Annotated in this window: 22 protein-coding genes, 1 tRNA gene, 1 other RNA gene and 6 pseudogenes; 18 read left to right on the forward strand and 12 right to left on the reverse strand. The window is 32.7% G+C overall.

Going from position 1 to position 25580, the window contains the following annotated elements; translation table 11 throughout:
* The first annotated feature begins 74 nt into the window (after positions 1-74).
* The 10 genes and pseudogenes from OPR30_RS00255 (at position 75) to OPR30_RS00300 (ending at position 8587) form a co-directional block, all read left to right on the forward strand.
* On the forward strand, positions 75-962 hold the full coding sequence (locus OPR30_RS00255; RefSeq protein ID WP_265030737.1) for an alpha/beta hydrolase family protein: 888 nt from the start codon (positions 75-77) through the stop codon (positions 960-962).
* Between the two features lie 49 nt (positions 963-1011).
* Positions 1012-1473: pseudogene (locus tag OPR30_RS00260) on the forward strand (AI-2E family transporter); the annotation flags it as partial.
* 500 nt (positions 1474-1973) lie between these two features.
* On the forward strand, positions 1974-3317 hold the full coding sequence (gene ltrA, locus OPR30_RS00265; protein WP_007302360.1) for a group II intron reverse transcriptase/maturase: 1344 nt from the start codon (positions 1974-1976) through the stop codon (positions 3315-3317).
* Between the two features lie 131 nt (positions 3318-3448).
* Positions 3449-4072 (forward strand): annotated as a pseudogene (locus tag OPR30_RS00270) (AI-2E family transporter); the annotation flags it as partial.
* Between the two features lie 105 nt (positions 4073-4177).
* Positions 4178-4813 (forward strand): DnaA ATPase domain-containing protein, encoded by a 636-nt coding sequence (locus tag OPR30_RS00275; RefSeq protein ID WP_015588224.1) that lies wholly within the window; start codon positions 4178-4180, stop codon positions 4811-4813.
* A 211-nt stretch (positions 4814-5024) separates the two neighbouring features.
* On the forward strand, positions 5025-5195 hold the full coding sequence (locus tag OPR30_RS00280; protein WP_264375195.1) for a hypothetical protein: 171 nt from the start codon (positions 5025-5027) through the stop codon (positions 5193-5195).
* On the forward strand, positions 5185-6171 hold the full coding sequence (locus tag OPR30_RS00285) for a site-specific tyrosine recombinase (protein WP_010404031.1): 987 nt from the start codon (positions 5185-5187) through the stop codon (positions 6169-6171). The genes OPR30_RS00280 and OPR30_RS00285 overlap by 11 nt, the downstream gene beginning before the upstream one ends.
* Before the next feature lie 56 nt (positions 6172-6227).
* Positions 6228-6953 carry a lysophospholipid acyltransferase family protein gene (locus OPR30_RS00290; RefSeq protein ID WP_029237643.1) on the forward strand — a complete coding sequence of 242 codons (726 nt, stop codon included), beginning with the start codon at positions 6228-6230 and terminating at the stop codon, positions 6951-6953.
* Between the two features lie 43 nt (positions 6954-6996).
* Positions 6997-7266 carry a 30S ribosomal protein S20 gene (rpsT, locus tag OPR30_RS00295; protein ID WP_007302369.1) on the forward strand — a complete coding sequence of 90 codons (270 nt, stop codon included), beginning with the start codon at positions 6997-6999 and terminating at the stop codon, positions 7264-7266.
* A gap of 79 nt (positions 7267-7345) precedes the next feature.
* Positions 7346-8587 carry a citrate synthase gene (locus OPR30_RS00300; RefSeq protein ID WP_265030739.1) on the forward strand — a complete coding sequence of 414 codons (1242 nt, stop codon included), beginning with the start codon at positions 7346-7348 and terminating at the stop codon, positions 8585-8587.
* Between the two features lie 44 nt (positions 8588-8631).
* On the opposite strand, the gene OPR30_RS00305 is transcribed toward OPR30_RS00300, so the two are convergent.
* The 3 genes and pseudogenes from OPR30_RS00305 to OPR30_RS00315 form a co-directional block, all read right to left on the reverse strand.
* Positions 8632-8964 carry a hypothetical protein gene (locus OPR30_RS00305; protein ID WP_265030740.1) on the reverse strand — a complete coding sequence of 111 codons (333 nt, stop codon included), beginning with the start codon at positions 8962-8964 and terminating at the stop codon, positions 8632-8634.
* 31 nt (positions 8965-8995) lie between these two features.
* Complete coding sequence (locus tag OPR30_RS00310; protein WP_265030741.1) at positions 8996-9811, reverse strand: hypothetical protein; 816 nt, start codon at positions 9809-9811, stop codon at positions 8996-8998.
* 64 nt (positions 9812-9875) lie between these two features.
* Positions 9876-10142 (reverse strand): annotated as a pseudogene (locus tag OPR30_RS00315) (transposase); the annotation flags it as partial.
* 312 nt (positions 10143-10454) lie between these two features.
* On the opposite strand from OPR30_RS00315, the gene OPR30_RS00320 reads away from it, so the two are divergent.
* Positions 10455-11108, forward strand: a complete 654-nt coding sequence (locus tag OPR30_RS00320) for a glutathione S-transferase family protein (protein ID WP_265030742.1) — start codon at positions 10455-10457, stop codon at positions 11106-11108.
* Here the strand turns inward: OPR30_RS00320 and OPR30_RS00325 are convergent.
* Positions 11080-11757 (reverse strand): O-methyltransferase, encoded by a 678-nt coding sequence (locus OPR30_RS00325; protein ID WP_265030743.1) that lies wholly within the window; start codon positions 11755-11757, stop codon positions 11080-11082. The genes OPR30_RS00320 and OPR30_RS00325 overlap by 29 nt on opposite strands.
* A gap of 251 nt (positions 11758-12008) precedes the next feature.
* Between OPR30_RS00325 and OPR30_RS00330 the strand changes: the two genes are divergently transcribed.
* On the forward strand, positions 12009-12287 hold the full coding sequence (locus OPR30_RS00330) for a DUF2671 domain-containing protein (protein WP_007302334.1): 279 nt from the start codon (positions 12009-12011) through the stop codon (positions 12285-12287).
* Between the two features lie 28 nt (positions 12288-12315).
* Here OPR30_RS00330 and OPR30_RS00335 read toward each other — a convergent pair whose 3' ends face one another.
* The 3 genes from OPR30_RS00335 to ssrS form a co-directional block, all read right to left on the reverse strand.
* Complete coding sequence (locus OPR30_RS00335; RefSeq protein ID WP_265030744.1) at positions 12316-13008, reverse strand: DsbA family protein; 693 nt, start codon at positions 13006-13008, stop codon at positions 12316-12318.
* 53 nt (positions 13009-13061) lie between these two features.
* Positions 13062-13523 (reverse strand): type II toxin-antitoxin system RatA family toxin, encoded by a 462-nt coding sequence (locus OPR30_RS00340; protein WP_265030745.1) that lies wholly within the window; start codon positions 13521-13523, stop codon positions 13062-13064.
* 17 nt (positions 13524-13540) lie between these two features.
* A non-coding RNA gene (gene ssrS, locus OPR30_RS00345) (6S RNA) lies at positions 13541-13702 on the reverse strand.
* Positions 13703-13819: 117 nt separating this feature from the next.
* Here ssrS and OPR30_RS00350 point away from each other — a divergent pair.
* Entirely contained in the window at positions 13820-14404 is a 585-nt protein-coding gene (locus OPR30_RS00350; RefSeq protein WP_265030746.1) for an MlaC/ttg2D family ABC transporter substrate-binding protein, read from the forward strand.
* Positions 14401-15690, forward strand: coding sequence for a bifunctional folylpolyglutamate synthase/dihydrofolate synthase (locus tag OPR30_RS00355; RefSeq protein WP_265030747.1), 1290 nt, complete (start codon positions 14401-14403; stop codon positions 15688-15690). Before OPR30_RS00350 ends, OPR30_RS00355 begins: the two co-directional genes overlap by 4 nt.
* Here OPR30_RS00355 and OPR30_RS00360 read toward each other — a convergent pair.
* From OPR30_RS00360 to OPR30_RS00370, 3 genes are all read right to left on the reverse strand, one after another.
* A complete protein-coding gene (locus tag OPR30_RS00360) occupies positions 15658-16701 on the reverse strand; it encodes a J domain-containing protein (protein WP_265030748.1) in 1044 nt (347 codons plus the stop codon). The two genes, OPR30_RS00355 and OPR30_RS00360, sit on opposite strands and share 33 nt — an antisense overlap.
* 664 nt (positions 16702-17365) lie before the next feature.
* A complete protein-coding gene (locus OPR30_RS00365) occupies positions 17366-17866 on the reverse strand; it encodes a hypothetical protein (protein WP_264374488.1) in 501 nt (166 codons plus the stop codon).
* Positions 17867-17925: 59 nt separating this feature from the next.
* Positions 17926-18010 (reverse strand) — tRNA-Leu (locus OPR30_RS00370).
* 62 nt (positions 18011-18072) lie between these two features.
* On the opposite strand from OPR30_RS00370, the gene tldD reads away from it, so the two are divergent.
* Positions 18073-19503, forward strand: a complete 1431-nt coding sequence (tldD, locus tag OPR30_RS00375) for a metalloprotease TldD (protein ID WP_265030749.1) — start codon at positions 18073-18075, stop codon at positions 19501-19503.
* A gap of 628 nt (positions 19504-20131) precedes the next feature.
* A pseudogene (locus OPR30_RS06365) lies at positions 20132-21087 on the forward strand (IS5 family transposase).
* Between the two features lie 23 nt (positions 21088-21110).
* On the opposite strand, the gene OPR30_RS00390 reads toward OPR30_RS06365, so the two are convergent.
* On the reverse strand, positions 21111-21335 hold the full coding sequence (locus OPR30_RS00390) for a hypothetical protein (protein WP_264374505.1): 225 nt from the start codon (positions 21333-21335) through the stop codon (positions 21111-21113).
* 172 nt (positions 21336-21507) lie between these two features.
* A complete protein-coding gene (locus OPR30_RS00395) occupies positions 21508-22569 on the reverse strand; it encodes an RDD family protein (RefSeq protein WP_265030750.1) in 1062 nt (353 codons plus the stop codon).
* A gap of 482 nt (positions 22570-23051) precedes the next feature.
* Here OPR30_RS00395 and OPR30_RS00400 point away from each other — a divergent pair.
* Positions 23052-24330 (forward strand): annotated as a pseudogene (locus tag OPR30_RS00400) (IS4-like element ISWpi18 family transposase).
* A 294-nt stretch (positions 24331-24624) separates the two neighbouring features.
* Positions 24625-25551, forward strand: a pseudogene (locus OPR30_RS06370) (transposase).
* Positions 25552-25580 lie beyond the last annotated feature (29 nt).

The following is a 25580-nucleotide window of genomic DNA, read 5'->3' on the forward strand; positions in this document are numbered from 1 at the left end:
TTTTAAAAAAGTTTGATCCAATTCTCAAAAAAGAATATTCTTTTACTAGGTGTAATATATGTTAGAGGGAAATAATGCACGTTGCTAAGTATAATAAAGAAAATGAGATACATCTTATATTTTTTCATGGAATAGGTGATAATTATAAAAATGCGTTCAGGTATATACAAGATAGATCTACATATCTCCATAGGTCTAATTTCTACACTCATGCACATAAATACCCAATTGCATTTCAAAACTATATAACTTACGCAATAGCTAGTTTCTTATTTTTAGGAATATCCATATTATCACCCACTCTGATATTATTTACCAACCCAATGACGTCTAGGACAGCGAATTCAGCAATATTAGCAGCTTTGATTTGCACTTTTTTGTCTATATCAATACTCATGATTCCATTTATAAATAAGAATAAAAGCTTATCTCAGTCTTCGATAAAAAAAATCAATGAATTAATGGACAAGGGTGTAAAACCTGAAAACATCATACTTTTCGGCCATTCCTTTGGAGGAGCAGTTGCATCAGAAGTATTAAAATATTTTACAGACAAAAATATTAAACTTGGAGGCGTTATTTTTACTAGCACTTTCAGCTCTTTTCATAATGCAATAAAGCATTTTCCAATTCCTCAAGCAAAAATTTTAAGTGTACTGCCCTCATGCTTATTGAAAAAGATGCTTAAGGTCCTAAATTTAGATTTTGATATAGTAAGCAATATACAAAAGCTACAAAATGATAATATACCAATAGTAGTCATTAATCATGAAAGAGACACCTTAATACCATATCCTGCACAATTGGCAAAGGCAGTAGATGATCTATTGTTAAATAGAAATTCGATTAAGATCGTTAATCTGAGAGGCTTTACAGATAACCCGCATAACGGAGTTTTATCTAGTTGGCAATTGAGTGAAAATTTGGCTGATCTCATGCCTAATAAAATAATGAATAGATAGTACTTACAAAAAACTTTATATTTTTCGGTAAATTAACTATTCTAAACACATGCAAAAACGTCATATAACTATTTGTTGTGTACTGCTTTTCATAATAGGGGCATTATTTTTGATGCGTCCTATGATTGTTCCGTGTCTAATATCTGTTTTTGTTGCACATCTATTTAACCCGCTAGTAACCAAGTTTGAAAAATATAGAATACCACGTTCATGTTCTGTAGTTTTTATAATACTTACCTTATTGATAGCTTTTATATTAGTTATCACATTTGTTTTACCTATTATATATTTTCAAATTACTTTAATATTAAATTTCTTAGTGAATAAGATACCTTCATTAAAGCTTAAAGTGATTCCTTCTGTGCTAGAATTTCTTAATATAAAAACTGAAGATAGTTTATTTGATCACTTGTCTAAAAATCTAGTAGAAAATTACAGTGATTATATATCTTATTTTATAAATGCTCTTAGCATGGGCAGTAATCTTATAATTCAAGTGCTAAGTGCGTCCAGAGAAGGCGAGTATTGTTCAGTAGGAAATAGACCTACCAGGATAAAAGTCGGAATCCTGTAGCTTGGGTAGCAGCATAAAGGGAAACCAAAATGTTGAAGCCTACCGACAACATTATCGTAGGATAATGGCGAATTACCAGGCCGTAGCGAAAGCGAATGCACAGATTGCCTCGAAAGGAATATTCTGAAGGTCGAGCCATCTTGGTACTGGCGAAGACAGAATAGACCAGACGAAAAACGAATGAAACGATTGGTCTACTTCAGCGGGGTGTTAGTAACAGCATGGCAATGAGGACATACAAAGCAACTGGAGAAGCCCTCCTCATCCCAAGGAGAAACACCTTGGAGAGGTAGGTTCTATAACTGGAAAACAGGAAGTGAACTGAAGATGAGAGGGTGACGGATGGGTGCGTAGTAGTGAAGAAGTGAGGTAACGCTCATGGAGCAAAGGCACCCTACTAGCAGGGATCTTTTAACAAAAGGAAGGTAAAGGTAAAAATGACAAAAATGCCGATAAAATTACAAGACCTGAGAAGAAAGATATACACCAAAGCGAAGGCAGAACCGGAATGGCGATTCTGGGGAATCCATGTTCATGTCTGTAAAATGGAGACACTGGAGGAAGCTTACAAACTAACGAAGAGGAGTAATGGGGCACCAGGGATTGATGGGGTGACATTCGAATCGATAGAGACAGAGGGCTCAAGAAAGTATCTTCAACGAATAAGACACGAATTAATAACCAAGACCTATAGCCCAAATAGGAACCGGAGAAAGGAAATACCAAAATCTGGAGAAAAATTCAGAACGTTGAACATACCCTGCATCCGGGATAGAATAGTGCAAACAGCACTGAAGCTAATACTTGAACCGATATTCGAATCAGACTTCCAAAAAGGATCATACGGGTATAGACCTAAGCGTAATGCGCATGAAGCAGTACAAAAAGTAACGGAAGCAGCAATCAAAGGCAATACAAAAGTAATTGACGTAGATCTAAAATCCTACTTTGACAGTGTGCGACATCATATTCTGATGGAAAAGATTGCCAAAAGAATAAATGACAAAGAAATCATGCGCATGATTAAGCTAATCCTCAAAATAGGAGGAAAACGAGGAATGGCACAAGGATCACCACTTTCACCACTACTAAGCAATATATACCTAAATGAGGTAGATAAAATGTTGGAGAAAGCAAAAGAGGTGACCAAAGAAGGAAAGTACCAACGTATGGAATATGCCAGATGGGCAGATGATTTGGTGATACTGATCAGAGAATACCCGAAACGGGAATGGCTAGAAAGAGCAGTATACAGAAGGTTGGAAGAAGAATTAGCAAAACTAGAAGTGAGAGTAAATGAAGAAAAGACAAAAGTCATTAACCTAAAGAAAGGAGAAACATTTAGCTTCCTAGGGTTTGATTTTCAAGAGAATATCACAAAACAAGGAAAGTGGAATGTCAGGAAAACACCGCAGATGAAAGCACGAACAAACCTGCTACGCAAGTTGAAGGAAATATTTCGGCGCCATAAATCGCAACCGATAAAAAGAGTGATAAATGACATCAATCCGATATTGAGAGGGTGGGTAAACTACTTTAGGATAGGAAACTCTAGTCGAAAGTTCAGTTACGTAAAACACTGGGTGGAAAAGAAGGTAAGACGCAATTTAATGCGAGCCAGGAAAGCAAAGAAAGGGTTTGGTTGGAAGAAATGGAGTAGCGAATGGATATACAAAACGCTGGGTCTATATTCAGACTACAGAATAAGGTATTACAGACCGAAAGCATCACCAACACAATATGTGATAAACTTTGGTAAAGAACTTGCTAGGAAAGCGTAGTGCGGGAAAACCGCATGCTGCGTTTGACGAGGCGGGAGCTGGAAACGTTAACATGGGAATTTGGATTGAGGCCCAGGATGAAAATAATGGATCAGCCACCAAACCCTAAAGAGGCGCGCCAGTTCTCGACCCTACATTCAAGCTTTAATTTGATTTACATGGTATCATTAATAGCTATTACGCTTGTGGTGTTTTTTTATGTATTACGTGATTGGCCTGCAATTGTAGAAAAGGCTAATAAACTAATTCCCATTCTTTACAGAGAAAAAGCTGCAGGTTATTTTTCTAAAGTAGATTTCATTATATCTAATTACCTAAAGGGACAGTTAAACGTATGTATAGTCATGATGATCTTTTACTCCGTGGGCCTTAGCATAATTGGGCTGAAGCATTCTGTAGCTATTGGAATTTTATCAGGAACATTAACATTTATACCCTATATAGGGCCATTATTATACACTATTATCGGATTTTTGAGCGCCATTACTCAATTTAGTGGATGGTTTGAAAGTACTGCTGTCTTGCTATTATTTAGTGTTGGTCAATTAATAGACTCAAGCATATTAGTGCCTTTATTAATAGGAAAAAAAGTTCATATACATCCAACTATCATTATTTTAGGAGTTGTCATATGCACCTCATATTTTGGGTTTATAGGTATATTATTTTTTATTCCAATAATAGGAATGTTCAGTGTATTAGTAGAATATGCAGTCAATAAATATTTTGAAAGTGAGCTTTATAAAAATGGCTAATTAGTTCACGATAAAAAGAAAAAGGACCTCTGATACATTTGAGAGATGCAAGTAAATTTTTATGCAAAAATTATTATCAAAAAGTAGTAATGTAAGAGGCTTTACGTGCAATTAAATTTATTTAGCAATAATCAAGTTGATTATTGCTGGCAAAACTATATCACCTTAGACGAAAATAAGCACGTATATAACTCAATAGTTAACGATTTATCTTGGAAATGCCTGATTCTTTTTGGACCTAACAGCTCTGGAAAAACTCACCTTGCTCATATTTGGCAATCAATAAACAATGCAATTTTTATCAATGTGAATAATTTTGTAAGCGAAATTAGGTATAGCGATGCGTTTATTTTAGAGGATGTACAAAACATTAAAGATGAGGAAATGTTGTTACATTGTTATAATTATATGAAAGAAAATGATAAGAGACTGCTAATCACTTCTTCAATTTCACCAAAAAAGCTTAACTTCAAACTAAGAGATTTAAGCTCCCGAATATTGTCAACTACCAGCGTAAAAATTTTGCCTGCAAGCGAGGAATTATTAAGAATTATGCTAATAAAACGATTTTCAGATAAACAGTTAAAAATTGATTTAAAAGTGATTAATTATATTCTAGCAAGAATAGAACGTTCTTTCCACAGCATTAATAAAATTATAGAAAAAATAGATAGTGAATCCATAGGATCAAATGTAACCATTCCTTTTATTAACACTTTATTAAAAAAAAGTCCCAAGTGATTCCTTCTGCTGCAAGACATTTGTTATATATATTAAAGATTTATTAATACCCATACAATAATGAAGTCGAAATCACTATCTCTTTATGTTAAAATTATAATAAATACTATGATGTAATAAGCATAAACAGACATAGCTAAGGGATATTTTATATGATAGTAAAACTTACTTTACAGGATGTTTTTTATAGATTTGATGTTATAATTGAAATATGGTAAAAATAAGATCAAATTTAAAAAAAAGGTTAAAACAAAGGTTTGTAGTACTTACTTTATTGATAAATGTTTTATTTATCTCATATTTTCTTATAAAAAATACAAAAAATACTTTTAATCAAATTATAGTCAAAGAAATAAATATAGGAGCTGATAATGAAAAATAAACAACCACAAAATAAAAAAGAGGATCTTTACATAACGTATTACATAGATACTTTGGTTTCCGAAAAATCCTCTACACAAAATACTTTGGAAAGTTATCGTTCAGATTTACACCAACTTGAAAAATTTTTATTAGAAGGAGGCACTACCTTAGTTGGTGCAAGTAAAGCTAATATTAAAGATTATGTAAACTTTTTACGTACACAAAAGAAATATAAAACTAGCTCTATATCAAGAAAAATATCTGCTATCAAAAATTTCTATAAGTGCCTATTTAATGATGGAATAATAGATTTTAATCCAGCACCGGCCAATGATAATGAATTAAGAAATCCAAAGGTTTCCCGTCCTTTGCCTAAGTATTTAAGTGTTCAAGAAATATTTTTGCTCATGGAAACAGTAAAAAAATCAGCAAGCGGATCGAATAAAGAGATAAGCAGTAAAAGGCTATGTGCAATTTTAGATATTCTTTACTCTTCCGGGATGCGTGTTTCTGAACTAATCAATATGAAGTTATGTGAAGTATCACATTTAGTAAACAGTAATGGTAAGGAAGGCTACATAATAATAAAGGGAAAAAGTGGCAGAGAAAGGCAAATCTTTTTTAATCAACAAGCATTGCAAAGCCTTAAAGATTATTTATCAATTCGTGACAATCTTCTCCCTAACAACAAAAAATCTGATTGGCTATTCCCAGGTGATAAACCTAATAAACCAATTACAAGGCAAAGAGTTGGTCAATTAATAAAGGAATTAGCAAGAAAGTGCGATATTGATGAAAATAAAATCTCTCCACATGTGATTAGGCATTCTCTTGCTACCCATCTACTGAATAGCGGAGCAAATATTGTGCTGATACAAAAAATTCTTGGCCATACTAATCTTTCTACAACACAAATATATACTCATATTGCTAACGAAAAGTTAAAGGACAAATTAGCTGATTCTCATCCTATTACTCAGATGATCAATAATTAAACTTATTGCTTTTAGTTTTGTAGTAAAGTTAAATTCAAATAAGTTTACGTGTGTTTGTGATTGCAAGTTTATTATTTAATTTACTCCTTATATTATGGGAAGTATTCTATACTTTAATTACTCTCCCTGTAATTTTCTTTCCTGAGTGTGTAATAACCATTTTCCTTGTTTGCTCGGTGAGAGTTGTATTATTCATGTTGCGTTTATTATGTGGCATTAAATATGAAGTGAGGGGAATGGAAAACATTCCTAAGCAACCTTTTATAATTGCATCTAAACACCAATCTCCATTTGAAACATTTATTTTTATACTACTCTTTAGAAAAGCAGTTTTTATTTTAAAACGTGAATTGAAATGGATTCCATTCATTGGTTTGCATCTCATGGCATTAAAAATGATTTTTATTAACCGCTCAGATGGTATTAGTTCTGTGCGTCATATCATGAAATTAGCAAAAGTGTGTATAAAAGAAAATAGAGGCATAATAATATTTCCTGAAGGTACAAGAACAACTATAAACCAAAATATAAAATATCAATCGGGTATTGCTGCTTTATATAGCGTATTATCTGTTCCTGTGTTACCGATTGCTTTAAACACTGGTTTGTTTTGGCCAAAAAGCATACTTTCTCTGAGAAAGAATCCCGGAAAGGCGGTAATAGAAATATTACCTCCCATATATCCTGGGTTAAACAAAAATGAATTCTTGCAAAGTTTAGAAAAAATCATTGAAGAAAGAAGTAGTAGATTAATTGCAGAAAAAACTGATATTGCAAATTAACAAAAAAACTTTATAATTAAAAGAAAAGTACAGGTATTAATATATGGCAAATCATAAGAGTGCTAAAAAAATGATGAAGGTAATAGCAAAGCGTACTTTAGTAAATAAGATGCGAAAAAGCAAAACTCGTACTGCTATTAGAAGATTAGTTGATATAATCAAGTCTGGTGATAAAGAGAATGTTGTCTTGGCATTTCGGAATGCTGAATCCAATTTACACAAATGTGTAAATAAAGGTGTCATTCATAGGAATACCGCTGCGCGTAAAATAAGTCGCTTAAATGCAAAAGTAAAAGCATTGATGACCGCTTAATACGGTTAATGTAAAGTTAGCTGTATTAATATATACTCTTCAGTTTGTATATTCTGTATAAAATTAAGTAGCTCAAGTGATGGATAAAAAAGCATTATTGGAACTAAGTGATGGGTCAAAAATTGATCTGCCCGTATTAAGTGGAACAGTAGGTCCTGATGTGTTAAATATTAAGGACTTATATAAGACAACAGGATTATTCACTTACGATCCAGGGTTTGTTTCTACAGCTTCATGCTCTTCTACAATTACATTCATTGATGGAGATGAAGGAGTTCTTAAATATAGGGGACATAATATAGCTGATTTGGCAGAGAATAATAATTTTACTGCTGTGATTTATTTATTGCTCTATGGTGAATTACCCAGTTCAGAGCAACACAAAAAATTTCTTCTCAAAATACAAGAATCATCCAAAGTATCAGAGCAAGTTACAAATGTAATCAAAGCATTTCCAAAAACTGCTCACCCTATGTCGATTTTAGTTGCATGTTTTGCAAATTTGTCAGCGTCTTACCATGAAATGCATGGCAACAATGTCAATGGTGAAGATTTAGATTTTGGAATTTCTGCAATAGCAAAAGTTCCTGCAATTGTTGCAATGATTTATAGACATATCAACAATCAGGAATTCATAAATGCTAATAATAAATTAAGTTATAGTGAGAATTTCTTAAATATGATATTTGGCAGTGCTGTTAATAATACCCTTTTTGTAAAAGCTCTGGATAAAATATTTACTCTTCATGCTGATCATGAACAGAATGCTTCTACAGCAGCTGTCAGATTGGTAGGGTCAGCTGGTTCTAATCTATTTGCAAGCCTGTCTGCAGGAGTTGCTACACTTTGGGGTCCAGCACACGGTGGAGCTAATGAGGCAGTTATAAATATGCTAAAAGAGATAGAGCAAAGTGGAGATGTAGATAGATTCATTGAGAAAGCTAAAGATGATAAAGATCCATTTAAGCTAATGGGATTTGGACATCGTGTTTATAAAAACTATGATCCGCGCGCGCTTATATTAAAGGATGCTTGTCATGAGATTTTAAGCAAACTAGAGCAAAACAATGAATTACTTGAAATTGCAAAAAAACTTGAAGAAATAGCTTTAAAGGATGAGTATTTTATTACACGTAAGTTGTATCCAAATGTTGATTTTTACTCAGGTATAATAATGAATGCTATCGGTATCCCTTCAAGTATGTTTACACCCATTTTTGCACTTGCAAGAACCACTGGTTGGGTTGCCCAGTGGTATGAAATGGTAAACGATGAAGAAACCAAGATTTGTAGGCCAAGGCAGCTATACCTTGGCAAATAAACTTTCATTCACAATTCGTCCTCAAATAGTCTAATTTTCTTGAGCTATAAAATACAGCAATCTGATTTTTTACTAGTTGATGTCTGCTTTTTTGCAGAATGCTGGTCAGTCTGTGATACAGACGGTTGGTTAAATGTTGTTTTGGGCTTATTAAAAGAAGATCGTGCTGAAGAAGCGCCAAAGCCACTATCTTTAGCCGAAGCATCATCCCCACCTTTACCTTCACCATAGTAGTCGGGCCTAAGGAATTTGCTTGAGTTTCCAGTATGTGATTTACCTATAACTGAATTCTTAGGTGAACCACCAAAACCACTATCTACACTTGGTTCATCCATCCCTACTTTTTCTTCAGAAGGGGCAAGAGTTTGTGGTTTCATAGCTGGCACACGCGCAGGATCAATGGACAGTTTATAATCCTCCTATGATCTTATCCATCACGCAGTAAGCAATGTCTCGGTTAAAAAAGTCTATTGCATATATTCGTCCGTCACCATATGTTGGCAGACCTCTTTCTGCAATATCATCTTTTACATCACGCAATACTTTTGTACCACCAAACACCTTATTATTAATATGATCAACTTCTTTTTCATTTAAAAACTCTATGTAATTATCATAATCAATAACAGGAGCCAAAATTGAATACTCATCTTCACTTTCTTTATGGGAAGTATGCCACATAGAATCAATTGGTAGGTGCGGTAGTGCCTTACAAATTAAATCAACAACTGCGAACTTCAGAGTGTCATTCATTTCATCCTCGGTACTTGAAACTTCCAAATCACGACAATGAAAGGATAATTCATGCTTTGCTATGTCTTTAATGAGCTTAGGATTATCAAAAATGCTTTTCTTTAGATATACATAATTTCCTTTCTCTTCTAAAAAATCCTTAGTTTTTTTAGGACCATTTTCATAACCTTTTATCCTCGATGAGAGCAAATCTACAAAAGAACGTTGCAAATTTCTATCAACACACTCCGCACCATATAGATAAGATCCCTTATCAAAGACTTCATCAATTATATAATCTACATGATTTTCTATCTCCTCCTCTATATCATTTGATAGATCCTTACAACCTAGTTCCGATTTTTTGTCTTCTTTTTTTTGCTCTTTAATAAGATCTGTTGCAAATCGCGCAATTTCATTAGCTAGCAAAAACTTTAGATTAGAAACCACCTCTTTCCTCATTGGCACCAAAAATTTATTACCTTCAGACAATTTCTTTTGGTAAGAGTTAAAAGGAAAAAACTCTGTATAAAAACAATCATCACTATTTGATGCTTGTGAATAGCTGCAAATCTCTTCCTATTTGTTGCAGATATCCTTTTACAAACCCTACCGTTTGTCTTAAGCCAATTCTAAAAAGATTAACGATTATATGCACTAAAATCACAACTTTATCACTATAAATATAGTTGCCGCCCTGCATTTTTGGACTATTTTCATACCAATTTTCTATGGCGTCATTGATATAACAAAAAATGCTTCCTCTTTCTTGGAGAAATTTGTTATATTCATGGCAGTTACTGACTCTCATTTTTTGTGGCATATTTTTTCTTCAACAGTTAAATGGCTATCTATAATGAATTTTGTCAGTAACTGCCAGTTCTTTTCACTTGAGCGATGCAACAAAGCCATCCCAGACTGAAATGACACCCTTCTGGTGGGGATTGCTCTCAGACTACAATGTTCGTACAGTTGTACTGGGATTCAAGTATAAAAATATTTGGAAATTATACAATGGACAATGGATTCTAGGAGTATATGTTAAAAGTAATGTCCATAATGAAATAAGCTGGATTCCAATGTCACGTACTGGAATGACAACATATAGGTATTGGAATAACAAAAGAGGAATATTATGATTTTATATCATTTTCCTCTTTGTCCGTTTTCACGAAAAGTTAGAGCTCTTCTCAAGGAAAAAAAGCTGAGTTGTGATTTGGTATATGAAAATCCATGGGAAAAGCGGAATGAATTCATGGAGATCAATCCAATCGGACAAGTACCAGTATTAATAGATAATAACTTTGTAATAGCGGATAGTAATGCCATTTGTGAATATATAGAAGAGACTTACAATAGCGACGTCAAATTACTTGGTTCATCCACTATTATTAAGTCTAAAATACGCGCTTTAATCAATTGGTTCGATAGCAAATTTTACAATGAAGTTACTAAGTATATTATGAATGAAAAAGTAATTACTAACTGCAGCCCTGACTCTAGATTTCTTCATGCAGCTCAGAATAACCTGCCTTGCCATATGGAATACATCGAACACTTAATTAACAAGAACGTTTGGCTTGCAACCGATAAGTTCACTTTAGCCGATATTACTTTAGCATCACATATTTCTATAATAGACTACGTAAATAGTTTCCCATGGGAAAAAAGTAAGATTTTAAAAGAATGGTACTCCATTGTTAAGTCAAGGCCTTGTTTTCGCGAAATATTATTAGAGAGAGTTTTTGGCTTAACTCCCCCTAGACATTACGCTGACCTTGATTTTTAACTTGCGTGAGTTTTAAAGCTACAGTCATTCCTTCGTCAGTAGGAATCAATATGGAGAAATATTTTTTTTCATCTGACAATCTATCGTTAAACTCTCTCATAGCATGCCATGACTTTTCTGATACTTCTTTTGGAGGAGATTCTAAAAATACTGTATCAAATAATAGAGTGTTATCTGCAACGATTAGCCCATCTTGTTTAATGTATGACTCTGCCCAATCTAAATACTTAGGATAACTACTTTTGTCAGCATCGATGAATATCATGTCAAATGGTGCCTTTGCTGATAATTCATTAATTTTTTCCAGTGCATCACCTTCTATTAGAGTAATTTTATCACTTAGATTAAAAACACTAAAATTTTTTTTTGCTATTCTTGAGTGTTGAGGATTATTTTCTATTGTATATATATGACCATCTTTCGGTAAAGCTTTTACCATACAAATTGACGAATAACCATATAACGTGCCAATTTCAACTATGCTTTTAACTTTATGGATTTTGATAAATAAATTTAATAATTTTCCTTCTTCAGGAGTGATTTGAATACGTTGTTTCTTATCAAGAGTACAATGTTCTTCTATTTTTTTATACTCTTTTGCAAATAAGCTTCTTATGTACAACGATTTTCTGCTAAAGTTATGACGCATTAAGTTTTATAATATAAACTAAGGAGGTTTAATCTATATAAGATTTATAAATATAACAATAGAGTTAAGAATAATAAAATTTTTTTATTTTAAGTTGTTATTTTATAAAGTAAAATTTTAAGTGACAAAGATTATTATATATTTTACTATGGTTAACTAGTATAATAACCAATTGTTATACTAGAATTAAGGGATCGTTTATTTACATCTCTCTTAAAATGTAATTTTTATAATCAATTAGAGGGGGTTATATGTCTTATAACATTGCTAACGAAGTTGAAACGTTAAGCAAGAAATCTAATAATAATGAAGGAGTGAAATTACTGCACAATCCAGCTTATCGCGAGAAGTACAAAGAACGCTTTAACGAAGCTCAGAAAAAAGTTATGGATATGGTCCAATTTTATGATGGGACGATAGTATTAATAGAGAATAAAATTGCTATGTATTATTATGCTTGGCACAGTAAAAAAAGAGAGTTTGAGCGTAAAAAGCAACAAACAGTATCAAAAAATAATGATTCAGCATAGGGTTTTTATATGGTAAGCTACAGTGTTATTACTTCACTATAGCTTTTCCATATAGCTCATCTATTACATTAGTGAAGTATTCCAGCTCTCTATATCCTTCATGTTTGATTTTACCATTCTCTACGTATGATTTGTCATCGTTAAGCTTGATGATGAATACAGGAGTAGCTGTGATATCAAGTTTATTAATTGCAAGTGATTTATCATTTATAATTTTGTCCATCATCTTTTTATCATTAATGCATTGGTTAAATACATCTTGCTTCAAATTGCTTAGTGCAGCAATTTTTTGTAGTATAGTTAAATCACTAAAATTAGAGTAGTTCCACGAGTCTATTGCATTAAACACAGCTTTGTTAAAATTAAAATAGTCTTCTTCTTTTTCATAGCAATAACTTAGCATTGCAGCTTTTAATCCTCTGTAATCTAGAGGAAAATGACGGAATATGTATAACATCTTACCTGTATCTATGTACTTCTCTTTGATTTTAGGAAAAACTTTCTTATGAAAAAGAGAACAGTGATAACAAGTGAGCGAGGCGTATTCTATCATTAAAATTGGTGCTTTTCGATCTCCTAATAATTTATCATCAGGCAATAGCGACAGTAGTTCTTTTGATGTTATTTCATCAGTTTTTTGAGTGTTGGGTAAGTTTTGTTCAATAGCTGCATAAGAACTAACACTTATAAAAATAAGTAAGAACAATAATCTAAAAATCATTACAATGGAAACACTTAACTTATTAAAGAATTTATGCATTTATATAAATGATGTCAAGATAACTTTTGTTTAGCAAGGCTTTCTACTCTGTCTTTAAATGCAGCAATTATTCTGCTTTGTGTGTATTTATACACTGAGTTTAATAAAGTGGAAAACAAGTTGGATTTAAATTCAAACTCTATATAGAACTCTACCATAGTTTTACTTTCGTTCATAGGAGTGAATTTCCATTCGTTGTATAAATGTTTAAATATTCCATTTGACGACACAGCTTTTATCCAACCTTCATTTGTTCCACTTGGAGAAAGGAAGGTCACTTCTGATGTGTAACTTCCTTTAATGCCATGAAAAGCTGCAAGGAGGTCCACAATCATTTGGCTATCAGTTTTTTCTTTTATATAAACAGCTTTGCACCAAGGAACAAAATCAGGATACTTCTCAACGTCAATTACAACTTGAAATATCTCATGAGATGAACAGAAAAAAACACCTTGTTCTTTATATTGGTGTAACATAAACCTAAATAATGGAAAAGGGATCCATATCTACCGTCAGTCTTAGTAGATTCCTGAGACCTAAAGTTAAGGTGGGCATCACGTACTAATTTCAATGAAATTAACAGAGGCAATTCCCTTGATCAGAAATTATCGCTCGGGAAATTTAACTTAACTCATAACGCATAGCACAGACCCCTAAATTAATTATAGATTATTTATATAGAGTATGTCTATAGATATATTAAAACTAGCGATCATTATTTTGCCTTTGTTAAATTTTGCATTTTAAGTATCATAGCTAATAAATATATCTTATGAATCTTATTAAGTTCTTAACCATTTTTATTATAATCTCCTCAAGTGCTTACGCGAATTGTATAGGGCACAAAACTTTTGTGCTTGCCATGAAGCAGCAAGTAGACAACACGTCTATGAAAGGGAATAGAAAAAATCTAGAACATGTACAAGAAGAACTTCTGAAAATTATTCAGAATAATGTTGACCTCAAAGGAATATCTCGATTTGTCATAGGGAAATATTGGAATTTATCTACTCAGAAAGAAAAAGAAGAGTTTCTAAAAGAATATGAAGTATATCTCGCGCGCTTGTGCGCTAAAATTTTGTATAAATACATAAATAATAGTGAAATGATCATAATGAGTACAAAAGCAGTTGACGATGAAACTTGTCTGATAGGAACAAGATTTTCTTATGGTGATGAGGAATTTACAAACATTGACTTTAAAGTGACTAAAAGTGACAATTCTTTCTTAATAAACGATGTTGTAATGAGTGGGATAAGTATTGCTATTAATCAACGTTCTCAATTTAGTGAAAAAATCGACACGCACGGCATGGCAAGTGTAATAGATGAATTAAAATGTAACAATAATCTATGATATACATGCCTCATTGGCCTAAGCCGCTTGGCAGTAGACCAAAGGATTTTTCTCTTGATCGCATAAAAAGTTTTCTAAATAAATTGGGTAATCCCGAGAAAAAAATACCGCCAATAATTCACATAGCTGGCACTAATGGCAAAGGATCAACACTATCATTTATAAGATATATAATGCAAGCAGCAGGGTATAAAGTTCATACCTACACTTCTCCACATTTAGTGAATTTTAATGAAAGAATAGTTATTGCAGGCAATGATATCGATGATAGTGAATTACATAACTCACTAGAAGAATGCCGTATAGCAGTCGCAGAACAACCCATCACTCTATTTGAAGCCGCAACGACTGCAGCCTTCTTAGCTTTTTCTCGTCATAAAGCTGATATTACTTTAGTTGAAGTGGGTCTGGGTGGAAGGCTTGATGCAACAAATGTTATAGATAATCCAATTCTAACGATCATCACTTCAATTGCCTTTGACCATACAGAATATCTTGGTCCTACTGTAGAAATTATAGCAGGTGAAAAGGCTGGAATAATGAAACCTAATGTTCCTTGCATAATAGCACCACAAGAAAAATCTATAACGAACACATTAGAACATCATGCAATAAATAAGAAATCTCCTCTGTATAGAGGAGGACTTGAATGGAATTGCGAAAAACAGAATAACAGGATGGTCTTTCAATCGACTATTCAATCAATAGAATTTTCTTTGCCATCTTTAAAAGGAGATCATCAAATAATCAATGCAGGAAACGCAATTGCAGCATGTAGCATTTTAAGTGGAAAATATGGCTTTGATATTGGAAAAGAGGACATTGCTTCAGGTTTACAGGGCACTTATTGGCCTGCGCGGCTAGAGTCTATAAAAAAAGGTAATTTAATTTCTTTATTACCAAAAGATTGGCAATTATTTCTAGATGGTGCACACAACAATGATGGTGCCAGAGTGTTAGCTAAGTGGATAAAAGACAATTTTACTGAAGGTGTCTATATGATCTTTGGCGTTACTCGTAACAGAAACGTGGCAGAGTTCTTAGAGCACTTAAAGCCATATATCAAACTACTATGCGCCGTTTGTGTTAAATCTGAGCCTAAAGCAACAAGTACAGATCTAATCAGAGAAGGAGCTAATAATATAGGAATAAATGCTATTGAATGTGAATCAATCGGCGATGCGATATCAAATTACATATTGAAAGCCTCTATTCAAAACGTCAAAACCATACTAATCTGTGGCTCATTGTTCCTAGCTAGAGACTTCGCTATGGAGAATAGCTAACTTTGATGATATTAACTGACCGATGGGGAAATAACTTTGATTGCTCATAGTACTGCTTGGCTTTTCGTTATCGACTTCTATAAACTGATCATCACCTTTAAATTGCTCCTCAATTGAATTTATGACTGTCTTTTTGAGAGTATACTCACTTACAGCATTTAAAACAGGTGAAGTAACAATTAAAAGCGTGAATGGTAATGAAAGTAATAATCCGGATAACATCATAGAGTTAGTTATACCAAAGCCGCTGGCAACTAAATCTAATCCCACACCGGAAAACATTAAAGATGCACAGATTATGTTGCTCAAAATAAGTGAATTTTTTAGCCACTTTAATTTAGTTCTATCGCTTTCTGAAAAATCTTTGCATTCTTGGTCAAAGTTAAACAATAATAAAATATTAGTCTGATTATTAAACTCTTTTCCATTTCTAGTATAAACGATCGAAATAGCTGAACTCAAAACAAATCCTGTTAACAAAGGAGCAAAGAAACCTACTGCTAAGGGGACATTATAGGTAACACCATTGCTTATAAAAAATGCAATGGATGTGAAGAATACTAAAAGACTTCCTAAGAGATTTGAATAAGAAGAATATTTTGAATAAGCAATTATATTATCGTTAATTGACCGCTTCTTATTAAAGACCCTACTTCTACTCTTATCATCTAGATATTTTTCTAATTCTTCATAACTATGGTTCCATAACTTACCACGTAATTCTTTCGTTAAATTATTCCTTTTGTTTAAGCCCTTCTCCAACGGCTCTATTACAAATTCTTCAAAAAATGGTTTATTTTGTGCAATAACCTTAAATTGCTCCTCTGCTTCTTTATTATCTGGATTTTTATCTGGGTGATATTTTAACGATAATTCACGATGTTGTTTTTTAAACTTTTTCTTAATATTCTCAATATCAGAATTTACCACATCCTGCTTTTGAATATTAAATATTAAAAACAACTGCTTAAAAGTTTGATACTCATTTTCATTTAAAATTTTTCTAGCCATACCCTATAAATAAATTAACTAACTATTAATACTTTATAATATATAAATTTCCAAATCATGTCAATTATTTCATTCATGCTTATTGTATGAATTATTTCTTTCACGATTACCATGACAAGTGTATGAAAATTATCATTTAGTGCATAATAGTGCTTCAATGTTTAGGGTTACAGTTTTCATTGGTCATTTGAGTTACTCAAATCCAATTCATGCCAGTTCTATCTATCTTGTCACTTAAGTAGCCCTTTTTGTGTAATCCCAGCACCCTCTCTGTGATGTCATCCCAGTGCTTGACACTGGGATCCAGAAGACTGACCAGGTAATAAGAAGCACTGGAATGACATCTCTATAGGACTCCTAACTAATCAAAAATATTAAGAAATTTATACCAAGCAAAAAAAAGGCAAAAGAATTCCCGGTAGTGAGTTTTAATAATGTAAATTGGCGTTGTAATAATGTGCTAACAAGCGCGATTTGGCTGAATGTAGAAAAAATTTAAAAGACATGCAGCCGCTATAATTTTTATGTAATTTGCCAATAAATATCTGAATTTTGCTGTTAAATCCGCGGAGATTAAAAACAAGGATAAATACTCTTACTTTCATAGTAAGGGGGATGGCGTAATTTGTCAAGTTAAATAAGCTAATTTATTAACATGTGATAATTAGACAGCTATCGTGGATTGATCGTTCAAATGACTACTAGATTTGAGATTATTACTTTCATCTATTTGCGGCTGACTAATCATAGTACAAACGAAATTGGTTGCCATAAAGGTACAGCCTAGAATAAAAAAAGCAACGGAAATAAAGGGGATAATAGGAAATTCAAGAGGTAATATAGATGTAATTCCTCCTATTAAAAATGAAACGTTAGATGTAATGTCGAGGCAGATCTTCATTAATTTATCTTGCCAAGAGGTATCGAGTTGCTTATTAAGGCCACACTGTCTAAAATGATCAGTTAATGACCATATATTTAAAGCAAGCGAAAGTGCACTTAGCATAGTGCTGACAATAGTACAGTACAAGCTTAAGGAAGAAATATTTAGGGCTAATGCTGCTGTATACCCCATCAAAGAAGCAATAGATAGTGCAGTAACCAAGCGTTTTGAATAAGTTCTTATTTTCTTTCTGTAAACAAGCTTTTTTTCTTCATAACTCATAAACTTAGTAGTAAATACATTATATCATAGCATTAATTGACTCAAAAATCAATATAGAGTGCCCGAGAGAAGACTTGAACTTCCACAACTTAAAAAGTTACTAGCACCTGAAGCTAGCGCGTCTACCAATTCCGCCACCCGGGCTTTTTGTGATTTACTATGTTAAAATTAAATAATATACTTAAACAATTTTTAGCTCAAAGGTAATGCCAAATCTAGATCAAATATTTTTTGCTCAAAACAATGTTAATATTAATAATGTATATAAAATAGTCAACAACGCTTTGAGCGATAGTGATGGTGGTGAATTATTTTTAGAATTTTGCCAATCAGAGTCCCTGGTTTTTGATGATAACATATTGAAACACATGGATTTGAATATCAGAAGGGGATTTGGGTTAAGGTCCTTTTGTGAGGATAGTACGTCTTTTGTTTGCTCTTCTGAAATTAGCGAAAAGGAAATTAGTAACGCTGCTTCTATGGTAAAAAGTTCAGCATCTTTAAGCAAAACAAATTCAATAAACTTAAATGAGGAGACAAAAAGCCTGTACTCAACGACTAATCCCATAAATGAAATGGATCTGAACTCAAAAATTAAACTACTTAATGAGGTTAATGAGTATGTAAGGTCGAAGAATAACTGCGTGAAGCAGGTAAAAATAACTCTAAGTGGAGAATGGCAAGTTGTACAAATAATAAAAGATGATCACAGGTTAAGCGATATTAGGCCTTTGGTACGTTTTAATGTACTAGTCATCGTAGAAAAAAATGGCCGAGCGGAGAAAGGTTCTGCAGGGCATGGTGGAAGAGACGCTTATAGTAAGTTTGTTTCTGAGAAGAAGTGGAAAGAAGTTGCAAACCAAGCGTTAGAGCAAGCGCTAGTAAATCTTGAGGCAATTCCAGCTCCGGCTGGAGAGATGACAGTTGTTTTAGGTTCAGGTTGGCCAGGAATATTATTGCATGAAGCTGTAGGTCATGGACTTGAAGGTGATTTTAACCGTAAAGGAATCTCGGCATTTTCAAATTCTATGGGTAAACAAGTGGCAGCCAGTAACATTACTGTAATTGATGATGGAACTCTACCTAATTTGCGTGGTTCTATTAGCATAGACGATGAGGGTACTTTACCTGGCTATAATGTACTTATAGAAGATGGAATTCTAAAAGGATATATGCAAGATCATATGAACGCTAAACTTATGGGTGTAAATCCAACTGGTAATGGTAGAAGAGAAAGTTACAAAGAAGTTACTATGCCACGCATGACAAACACCTATATGTTGCCAGGAAAATATACACCAGAAGAAATAATATCCAGTGTAAAGAGAGGCCTATATGCAGTAAATTTTGGTGGTGGACAAGTTGATATAACATCAGGAAAATTTGTTTTCTCATCTTCGGAAGCTTACCTAATAAAAAATGGTAAAATTACACAACCAGTCAAAGGAGCAACGCTAATTGGTGATGGGCCAACAGTACTAAAAAAAGTATCAATGATTGGTAATGATCTAAAGTTAGATCCTGGTGTTGGTACGTGCTCAAAAGACGGACAAAATGTGCCTGTTGGAGTTGGTCAGCCAACACTCAAGGTCGATGCAATAACTGTTGGTGGAACTGAATATGTAGATAAGGGCTAAGCGAACTCAGCTCATGCTGTACAATTATATTGTAACCATTATTCAAGTAGCTCATATAGATGCAAAAACTACTTAACAAATCTCTCTGCCTTCCTTGCCATAACGTGTATAACAATCTCACAAAAAATAATATCATAGAATTCAATAGATGATCTTTAAAAAATCCTTAAGGAAAGTAAAATACTGTTTAAATAGGCCGATATAGATGGTTTTACGATATAATAAAATTATTATAAACAAGAACTTATAAACTCTAGCAAATGAATTTGTGAGTTTAGTGGTGTTAGGAATACCTGGCTCTTTTATGTGGATTGACATTCTCAATAACCTGCTCTAGAGATAGATTATATAATTTTGACAAGGTTCTTGGCATGTGATATTTTTCTCGAATATAGGGAATGGTATAAATGACTTTATATCTATATCCAGCTCTAGGGGAAGATCTTCAATGTTTACGTCCATCCCTGATAAAGGATATTCTATGTCCATGTGCAGCTTTGGGGGATAGTTCTACTTTGAAGATTTCTTTCACTTTTACTATTGCGGCTGGCTTTGTTGCATGGCTCAAGTAAAAAAAACTGGAAGTTACTGACAGAAATCATTATAAAACAGGTATTTAACCACCAATATGCCAGTCAAAATGAAGGTCAGTAACTGCTACGAATATAACAAATTTCTTCAAAAAAGAGGAAATGTTTTTCATTTTGTTAATCAAGCCATAGAAAATTGGTATGAAAATAGTCCAAAAGTTGCAGGTGGCAATAACATTTATAGTGATAAAGTTGTAATTTTGATACATATAGTAGTCCATTTTTTTAGGATTGGCTTAAGACAAGCAGTTGGTTTCGTAAAAGGTTGTATAGAGCAAATGGGAAAAGACCTCAAAGTCATTAGCTATACTCAAGCTTCTAGAAGATTCAAAAAGCTTAACTTGAAAATTGATGATTGTAGAATTGATAAAAATGGTATGGAAAACATTGAAATAGCTATAGATAGCACCAGTATTTGTATCTATAACAACACCCATCAACGTAATAAAGAAAATGCAAAAGTAAGAAAATATAATGGATATGATCAAGTAAGAAAGTTACATATTATTTTAAGTATAAATAATAAAAAAGTTATAGATATGAAGTACACTAATGGTACTACACTTGATTATCATGCGATATGTTAAAGGGAACAGTAGATAAATATAATATTTCATCTGTTCGCGCAGATGCAGCTTATGATAAAGCTAGTATGTATAAAGTGTGTAAAGGACATAATATAAAACCAATCATTCGACCAATAAAAGGTGCGAAAATCTATGAGAAAATTGATTATCAATTAGAAAGAAATAGCAACATTAATGTGATTAAATTATGTGAAAACTATGAGAACGGTATAAAGAAATGGACACAAGAAACAAAATATGGACTAAGATCCTTTGTTGAATGTTTTTTCTATAGGTTGAAAAAAACGTTTGGGTTTAGTCTCAAGAATAAATCTGAAATAAATCGTGAAAAAGAACTACTAATTAAGTGCTATTTGCTTAATAAATTTACTGATATAGGTATGGCTAAGTTCGAATTAGCTGCATGAATTTACTGTACCTACCTGCCTTATCAGGAGCTATGCAACAAAGCCAGTATCTCTTTATTATGCTTACGCAAAACCTTCACAAATTTATTTAAATTACCAACTGTTTTCTGCACATCTAGCTTTAAACGAAGAAGTTCAAGTGTATTATCATTCATATTTTCGCTGAAAATAGCATATATTGTTCTACTTACGTCTGTACAAATTTCATCAACTGTATCACGAATTGGTTGTTGTTGACCTATACCCATTATTGCCTCTATTAAAAATTACTCAAAAATTTGTAAACAATTTATGTAAATACAAATATTGCTATACCTATAGCGCTAACATTTCTAGTGTCAACAACTTTTTCTAAGTAAAGTCAATACAGATTAAAAATTGCAGAGAAAAAAGTTAAATATAAACCTACAACTGAAAAAATCAGCTTAAAGGTTTATTTACTACTATTACTTCTGCTTTCTTCTTTACAGCCACCGTCTTTGCAATTTTATCATGAAGAAACTGCTTGCGCCTGTCAAATATTGCACATACAAAAATTAGTATTATAGCTATAAGGATTAAGCCTGATGAAGGGTCAATCCACCACTCAGAAGTATACTTATTAAAAAATTCCCTTCTCGTAATAAGTATAGGGAAGTGAATAACTTCAATCAAAATATACCTAATTATTGCTTGCACTAGAGTAACATTTTCAAGTGTATTTGCATCTTTTATATGAATACCACATAATAATTGTCCTGGAGTACCACCAGATTTTTTTACCATGAATACTCCAAATATCACTGATAGCAAAAAAGATGAGCAAGTATGTATAATTAATGATTGAGGTATAGTAGTGCGCAAAATTGCCCATACAAAAATCACATAGACTAAGGAAATTCCCTTAAGAATAAAATAGTCAATAATGTCCGCTATAATGCGCCTAGTTATTCCCACATAGTTTAAATTTAAATGACATTCTTCAGGTTTATAGTCTATCACTACCGTATTTGCAATTTTATCGTGAAAGAACTGCTTGCGTTTATCAAATGCTGCAAATATTAAAACCAAGATTGGTAAAATTAAAAACCACTCAGAAACATAGAGAAGTACAAACAAAAGTGCCTTTATGGTGCTTCTTATCACTACTTGCATTAAAGTAGCGGTTTTAAGTGTGTTTGTATCTTTTATGTATATGCCAAGTAGCAATTTTCCTGGAGTCCAACCAAGTTTTGTTAGCATTAATACTTCTAATGTTACATATACTAAACTTTCTAATAATATACCTAAGTTTCCTAATATTTCATGTCGTTCTGATATAAGGCCAGTATCAGTGTTGGTATCAGAAAAGACATAATTAAAAAAGTTAGTAAGAGATTCTTCTGGTAATATAAATGAAATTAATAAAAAAAAGAATGAACAGCAGACTAAAAATATTGTTTGGTCAACTAAATACGCTGCAACACGTTTAGTAATTTCTGCATAATTTACTTTAACATCCACTCTACGCCTCACATAATCATTTAATACTAAAATATTAGCAATTAAATAATAGTAAAAGTTGGTTAACCTACTTACAGTAAAATTGATTATTATTGTCAAAGTGCGCTATAAAAAGACACAATTTTTCAAAACATACCTCTCTCTACTGTCAAATTAAATTCTTTTATTTACTTGTTTACTCTATAATTCTCTCTCAATTGTTGCAAAATGCCATATATTGTAGAGAAATAGAGAGTATGATTAACAGATTATGTAAAAATATAGAGTTTTTATGGGTAAACATTTGAAGTGAAATACCTTGTTTGTTTGCACAGTTTTTAGTGTATTTTTGTATTTTAAATTTTGGCTAAAAACTCTGGATTTAGTGGGCGATGACAGTGCCACTGCCATTAAGTTAAGGGGAAGTGATGGACTGTATTGTAAAATCAGGTAAGATCCACAAATTAAAAGAAGTAATGACATGAGTAAAAAAAAGAATAATCATGTTTATAAAAAATAAATTGATGAGTTTAAACTTTATAAACGCACACAGAGCATCCTCAAAAGACTTCTCACGAAAAAGAAAGCTGCCCTTCATTAATGTATTTCTCCTGATTTTTAGAAAGAGTGTAAAGTCATTACAAGTAATGCTTAATGAGTTTGTTCTGCATACAAGAAAAGATTACACAATTACGGCAAGTGCATTTACTCAAGCAAGAAAGAAGCTAAAGCATACTGCGTTTTCAGAGTTAAATGATGATATAGTTTCCCTATACTACCAAGATCAGGAATTTAAAACCCACCATGGCTTCAGAGTACTTGCATTTGATGCTTCAATACTGATTCTGCCAAAGAGCGACAAAATAATAGGCGAGTTTAGCTCAAGAGCAGTATGGAATGGAATCCAGAGATTTGAAGACTATACAAGTGCAACCTTTGAAGTTTGCTACGATGTGCTAAATAATATTGCAATAAAATCTGTGCTAAGTAGAGGTGACAGCTATGAGGTTGATTTAGCGATCGGTATGCTTGAATCCATAAAATCAGACGATTTGTTAATCTGTGATAGAGGATACGTATCTTATCGATTTCTTGCTGAGCTTACAGGAAGGAAAATCAATTATATAATTCGCTGTCCAAGTTCGTCTTTCAATGAAATAAACGCTATGTTTAAGCCGGAAAGCCCATCTAGTACGGTGGTAGTGTCTACCGCACCTATTAAAGTAGCAAGACAGCTACGAAAGCTAGGATTACCTGATGAGATGAAATTCAGGTTAGTCAAAATAATACTTTCTTCTGGAGAAGTTGAAGTGTTAGTAACATCATCTGTTAGATGAGCAAAGTTTTACAGTCGAAGAGTTTGAGAGATTATATTACTTGCGCTGGGGAGTAGAAACATTTTTTTCTAGGCTGAAGGGAAGATTAAATTTAGAGAATTTCACAGGAAAAAGTATTGAAACTATCAAGCAGGATTTTTGGTCAACTATCTTCATCAGTAATCTAGAAAGTATCATGATAGAAGATGATGAAGAGACATTGAGCGCACAGAATAGTAAACTAAAAAAAAGCATCAATAAATCTGTCTCATTTAATGCGATTAAAAACTTAGCCTTTGATATTTTTTCTACAGAGTCAGACATAGACTGCATTATGGATCGACTATCACAGTTATTTTTGATGAACACTTTAGTGGTAAGAAAAGGGAGAAGAGTTGATCGTCATAAGATATCTGATATTCGTTCACTCAACTACCAGAAAAGAGCTAGAAAACATGTGTTTTAAATTCAAGATATCTTTTCAGTATCATTGTATTAGTACATTCTTTGCAAAATAACCTGCAATTATTACTTTTTTAAATAACTTGCACTTTTCAGACTCCCTTTTCTTAAAAATTCACCCTAGTATTTACCATAATTATCAATCACTTCAAATTTTTTGTCCAATCTTAACTTCTCTTTCCCTTAACTTAATGGCAGTGAGTCTGGGATGGCTTTGTTGCATCGCTCAAGTGAAAAGAACTGGCAGTTACTGACAAAATTCATTATAAAACAGCCATTTAACTGTTGAAGAAAAAATATGCCACAGAAAATGAAAGTCAGTAACCAAAACGAATATAACAAATTCCTTGAAAAAAGGGGGAATATTTTTCGTTACATCGATGAAGCTATCGAAAATTGGTATGAAAATAGTCCAAAAATGCAGGGCGGCAACTATATTTATAGTGATAAAGTTGTGATTTTGGTGCATATAATCGTTAATCTTTTTAGAATTGGCTTAAGACAAACGGTAGGGTTTGTAAAAGGATATCTGCAACAAATAGGAAAAAATTTGCAGCTATTCACAAGCATCAAAAAAAACTTAATATTAAGATAAATGATTGCAGGATTGATAAAAGCAACATGGAAAATATTGAAATTATCATAGATAGCACAAATTTACAGTAACACTCCTGGCCACAGTAAGGAAAACAGTGCAGATAGAAAGTACCGAAGCTACGAGCAAGTAAGAAAGTTACATGTTATGTTAAGTGTGAATAGTAAAAAAGCTATAGCTGCAAGATACAGTAATGGCGTCTACTCTGACCACTTGCGATTTGCTTGAAGAAGTTAATTTTCAGCACAAAATAAAAGCATTATATGCAGAAAAGCATTATATGCAGATAGGGCATACGATAGGCAAAAACTTTATAAATTGTGTAAGAAATACGATATAAAGACAAAAGTTCTACCAAAAAAGGATGCAGCAGAACATTCAAAAATAGATTATATGTCTGACAGAAATGCTGCTATTAGGTTAATAAAATTATATGGACAAGATGGTGTAAAAGAGTGGAAAAAGGAAGCAATTTATGGAAAAAGATCTTACATAGAAGGATTTTTCTCAAGGTTGAAGCAAGTATTTGTTTAGGAATAAATCTGAGATAAATCGAGAAAAAGAACTAAATGCTATTTGCTTAATAAATTCACTGATATTGGTATGGCTAAATTTGAAATCATTACATAAATTTGTCGTAAACCATCACTGCTTAAGGT

Origin of the sequence: Wolbachia endosymbiont (group B) of Athalia cordata (genome assembly GCF_947251845.1) — a bacterium.
In the GTDB taxonomy this organism is placed as follows: Bacteria; Pseudomonadota; Alphaproteobacteria; order Rickettsiales; family Anaplasmataceae; genus Wolbachia.

Excerpts from the sequence above, each read along its gene's own strand:
- OPR30_RS00255 (WP_265030737.1), top strand. The coding sequence starts at position 75 with ATGCACGTTGCTAAGTATAATAAAGAAAATGAGATACATCTTATATTT.
- ltrA (WP_007302360.1), top strand. The coding sequence starts at position 1,974 with ATGACAAAAATGCCGATAAAATTACAAGACCTGAGAAGAAAGATATAC.
- OPR30_RS00280 (WP_264375195.1), top strand. The coding sequence starts at position 5,025 with ATGGTAAAAATAAGATCAAATTTAAAAAAAAGGTTAAAACAAAGGTTT.
- OPR30_RS00285 (WP_010404031.1), top strand. The coding sequence starts at position 5,185 with ATGAAAAATAAACAACCACAAAATAAAAAAGAGGATCTTTACATAACG.
- rpsT (WP_007302369.1), top strand. The coding sequence starts at position 6,997 with ATGGCAAATCATAAGAGTGCTAAAAAAATGATGAAGGTAATAGCAAAG.
- OPR30_RS00300 (WP_265030739.1), top strand. The coding sequence starts at position 7,346 with ATGGATAAAAAAGCATTATTGGAACTAAGTGATGGGTCAAAAATTGAT.
- OPR30_RS00305 (WP_265030740.1), bottom strand. The coding sequence starts at position 8,964 with ATGAAACCACAAACTCTTGCCCCTTCTGAAGAAAAAGTAGGGATGGAT.
- OPR30_RS00320 (WP_265030742.1), top strand. The coding sequence starts at position 10,455 with ATGATTTTATATCATTTTCCTCTTTGTCCGTTTTCACGAAAAGTTAGA.
- OPR30_RS00325 (WP_265030743.1), bottom strand. The coding sequence starts at position 11,757 with ATGCGTCATAACTTTAGCAGAAAATCGTTGTACATAAGAAGCTTATTT.
- OPR30_RS00330 (WP_007302334.1), top strand. The coding sequence starts at position 12,009 with ATGTCTTATAACATTGCTAACGAAGTTGAAACGTTAAGCAAGAAATCT.
- OPR30_RS00335 (WP_265030744.1), bottom strand. The coding sequence starts at position 13,008 with ATGATTTTTAGATTATTGTTCTTACTTATTTTTATAAGTGTTAGTTCT.
- OPR30_RS00340 (WP_265030745.1), bottom strand. The coding sequence starts at position 13,523 with ATGTTACACCAATATAAAGAACAAGGTGTTTTTTTCTGTTCATCTCAT.
- OPR30_RS00350 (WP_265030746.1), top strand. The coding sequence starts at position 13,820 with ATGAATCTTATTAAGTTCTTAACCATTTTTATTATAATCTCCTCAAGT.
- OPR30_RS00355 (WP_265030747.1), top strand. The coding sequence starts at position 14,401 with ATGATATACATGCCTCATTGGCCTAAGCCGCTTGGCAGTAGACCAAAG.
- OPR30_RS00360 (WP_265030748.1), bottom strand. The coding sequence starts at position 16,701 with ATGGCTAGAAAAATTTTAAATGAAAATGAGTATCAAACTTTTAAGCAG.
- OPR30_RS00365 (WP_264374488.1), bottom strand. The coding sequence starts at position 17,866 with ATGAGTTATGAAGAAAAAAAGCTTGTTTACAGAAAGAAAATAAGAACT.
- tldD (WP_265030749.1), top strand. The coding sequence starts at position 18,073 with ATGCCAAATCTAGATCAAATATTTTTTGCTCAAAACAATGTTAATATT.
- OPR30_RS00390 (WP_264374505.1), bottom strand. The coding sequence starts at position 21,335 with ATGGGTATAGGTCAACAACAACCAATTCGTGATACAGTTGATGAAATT.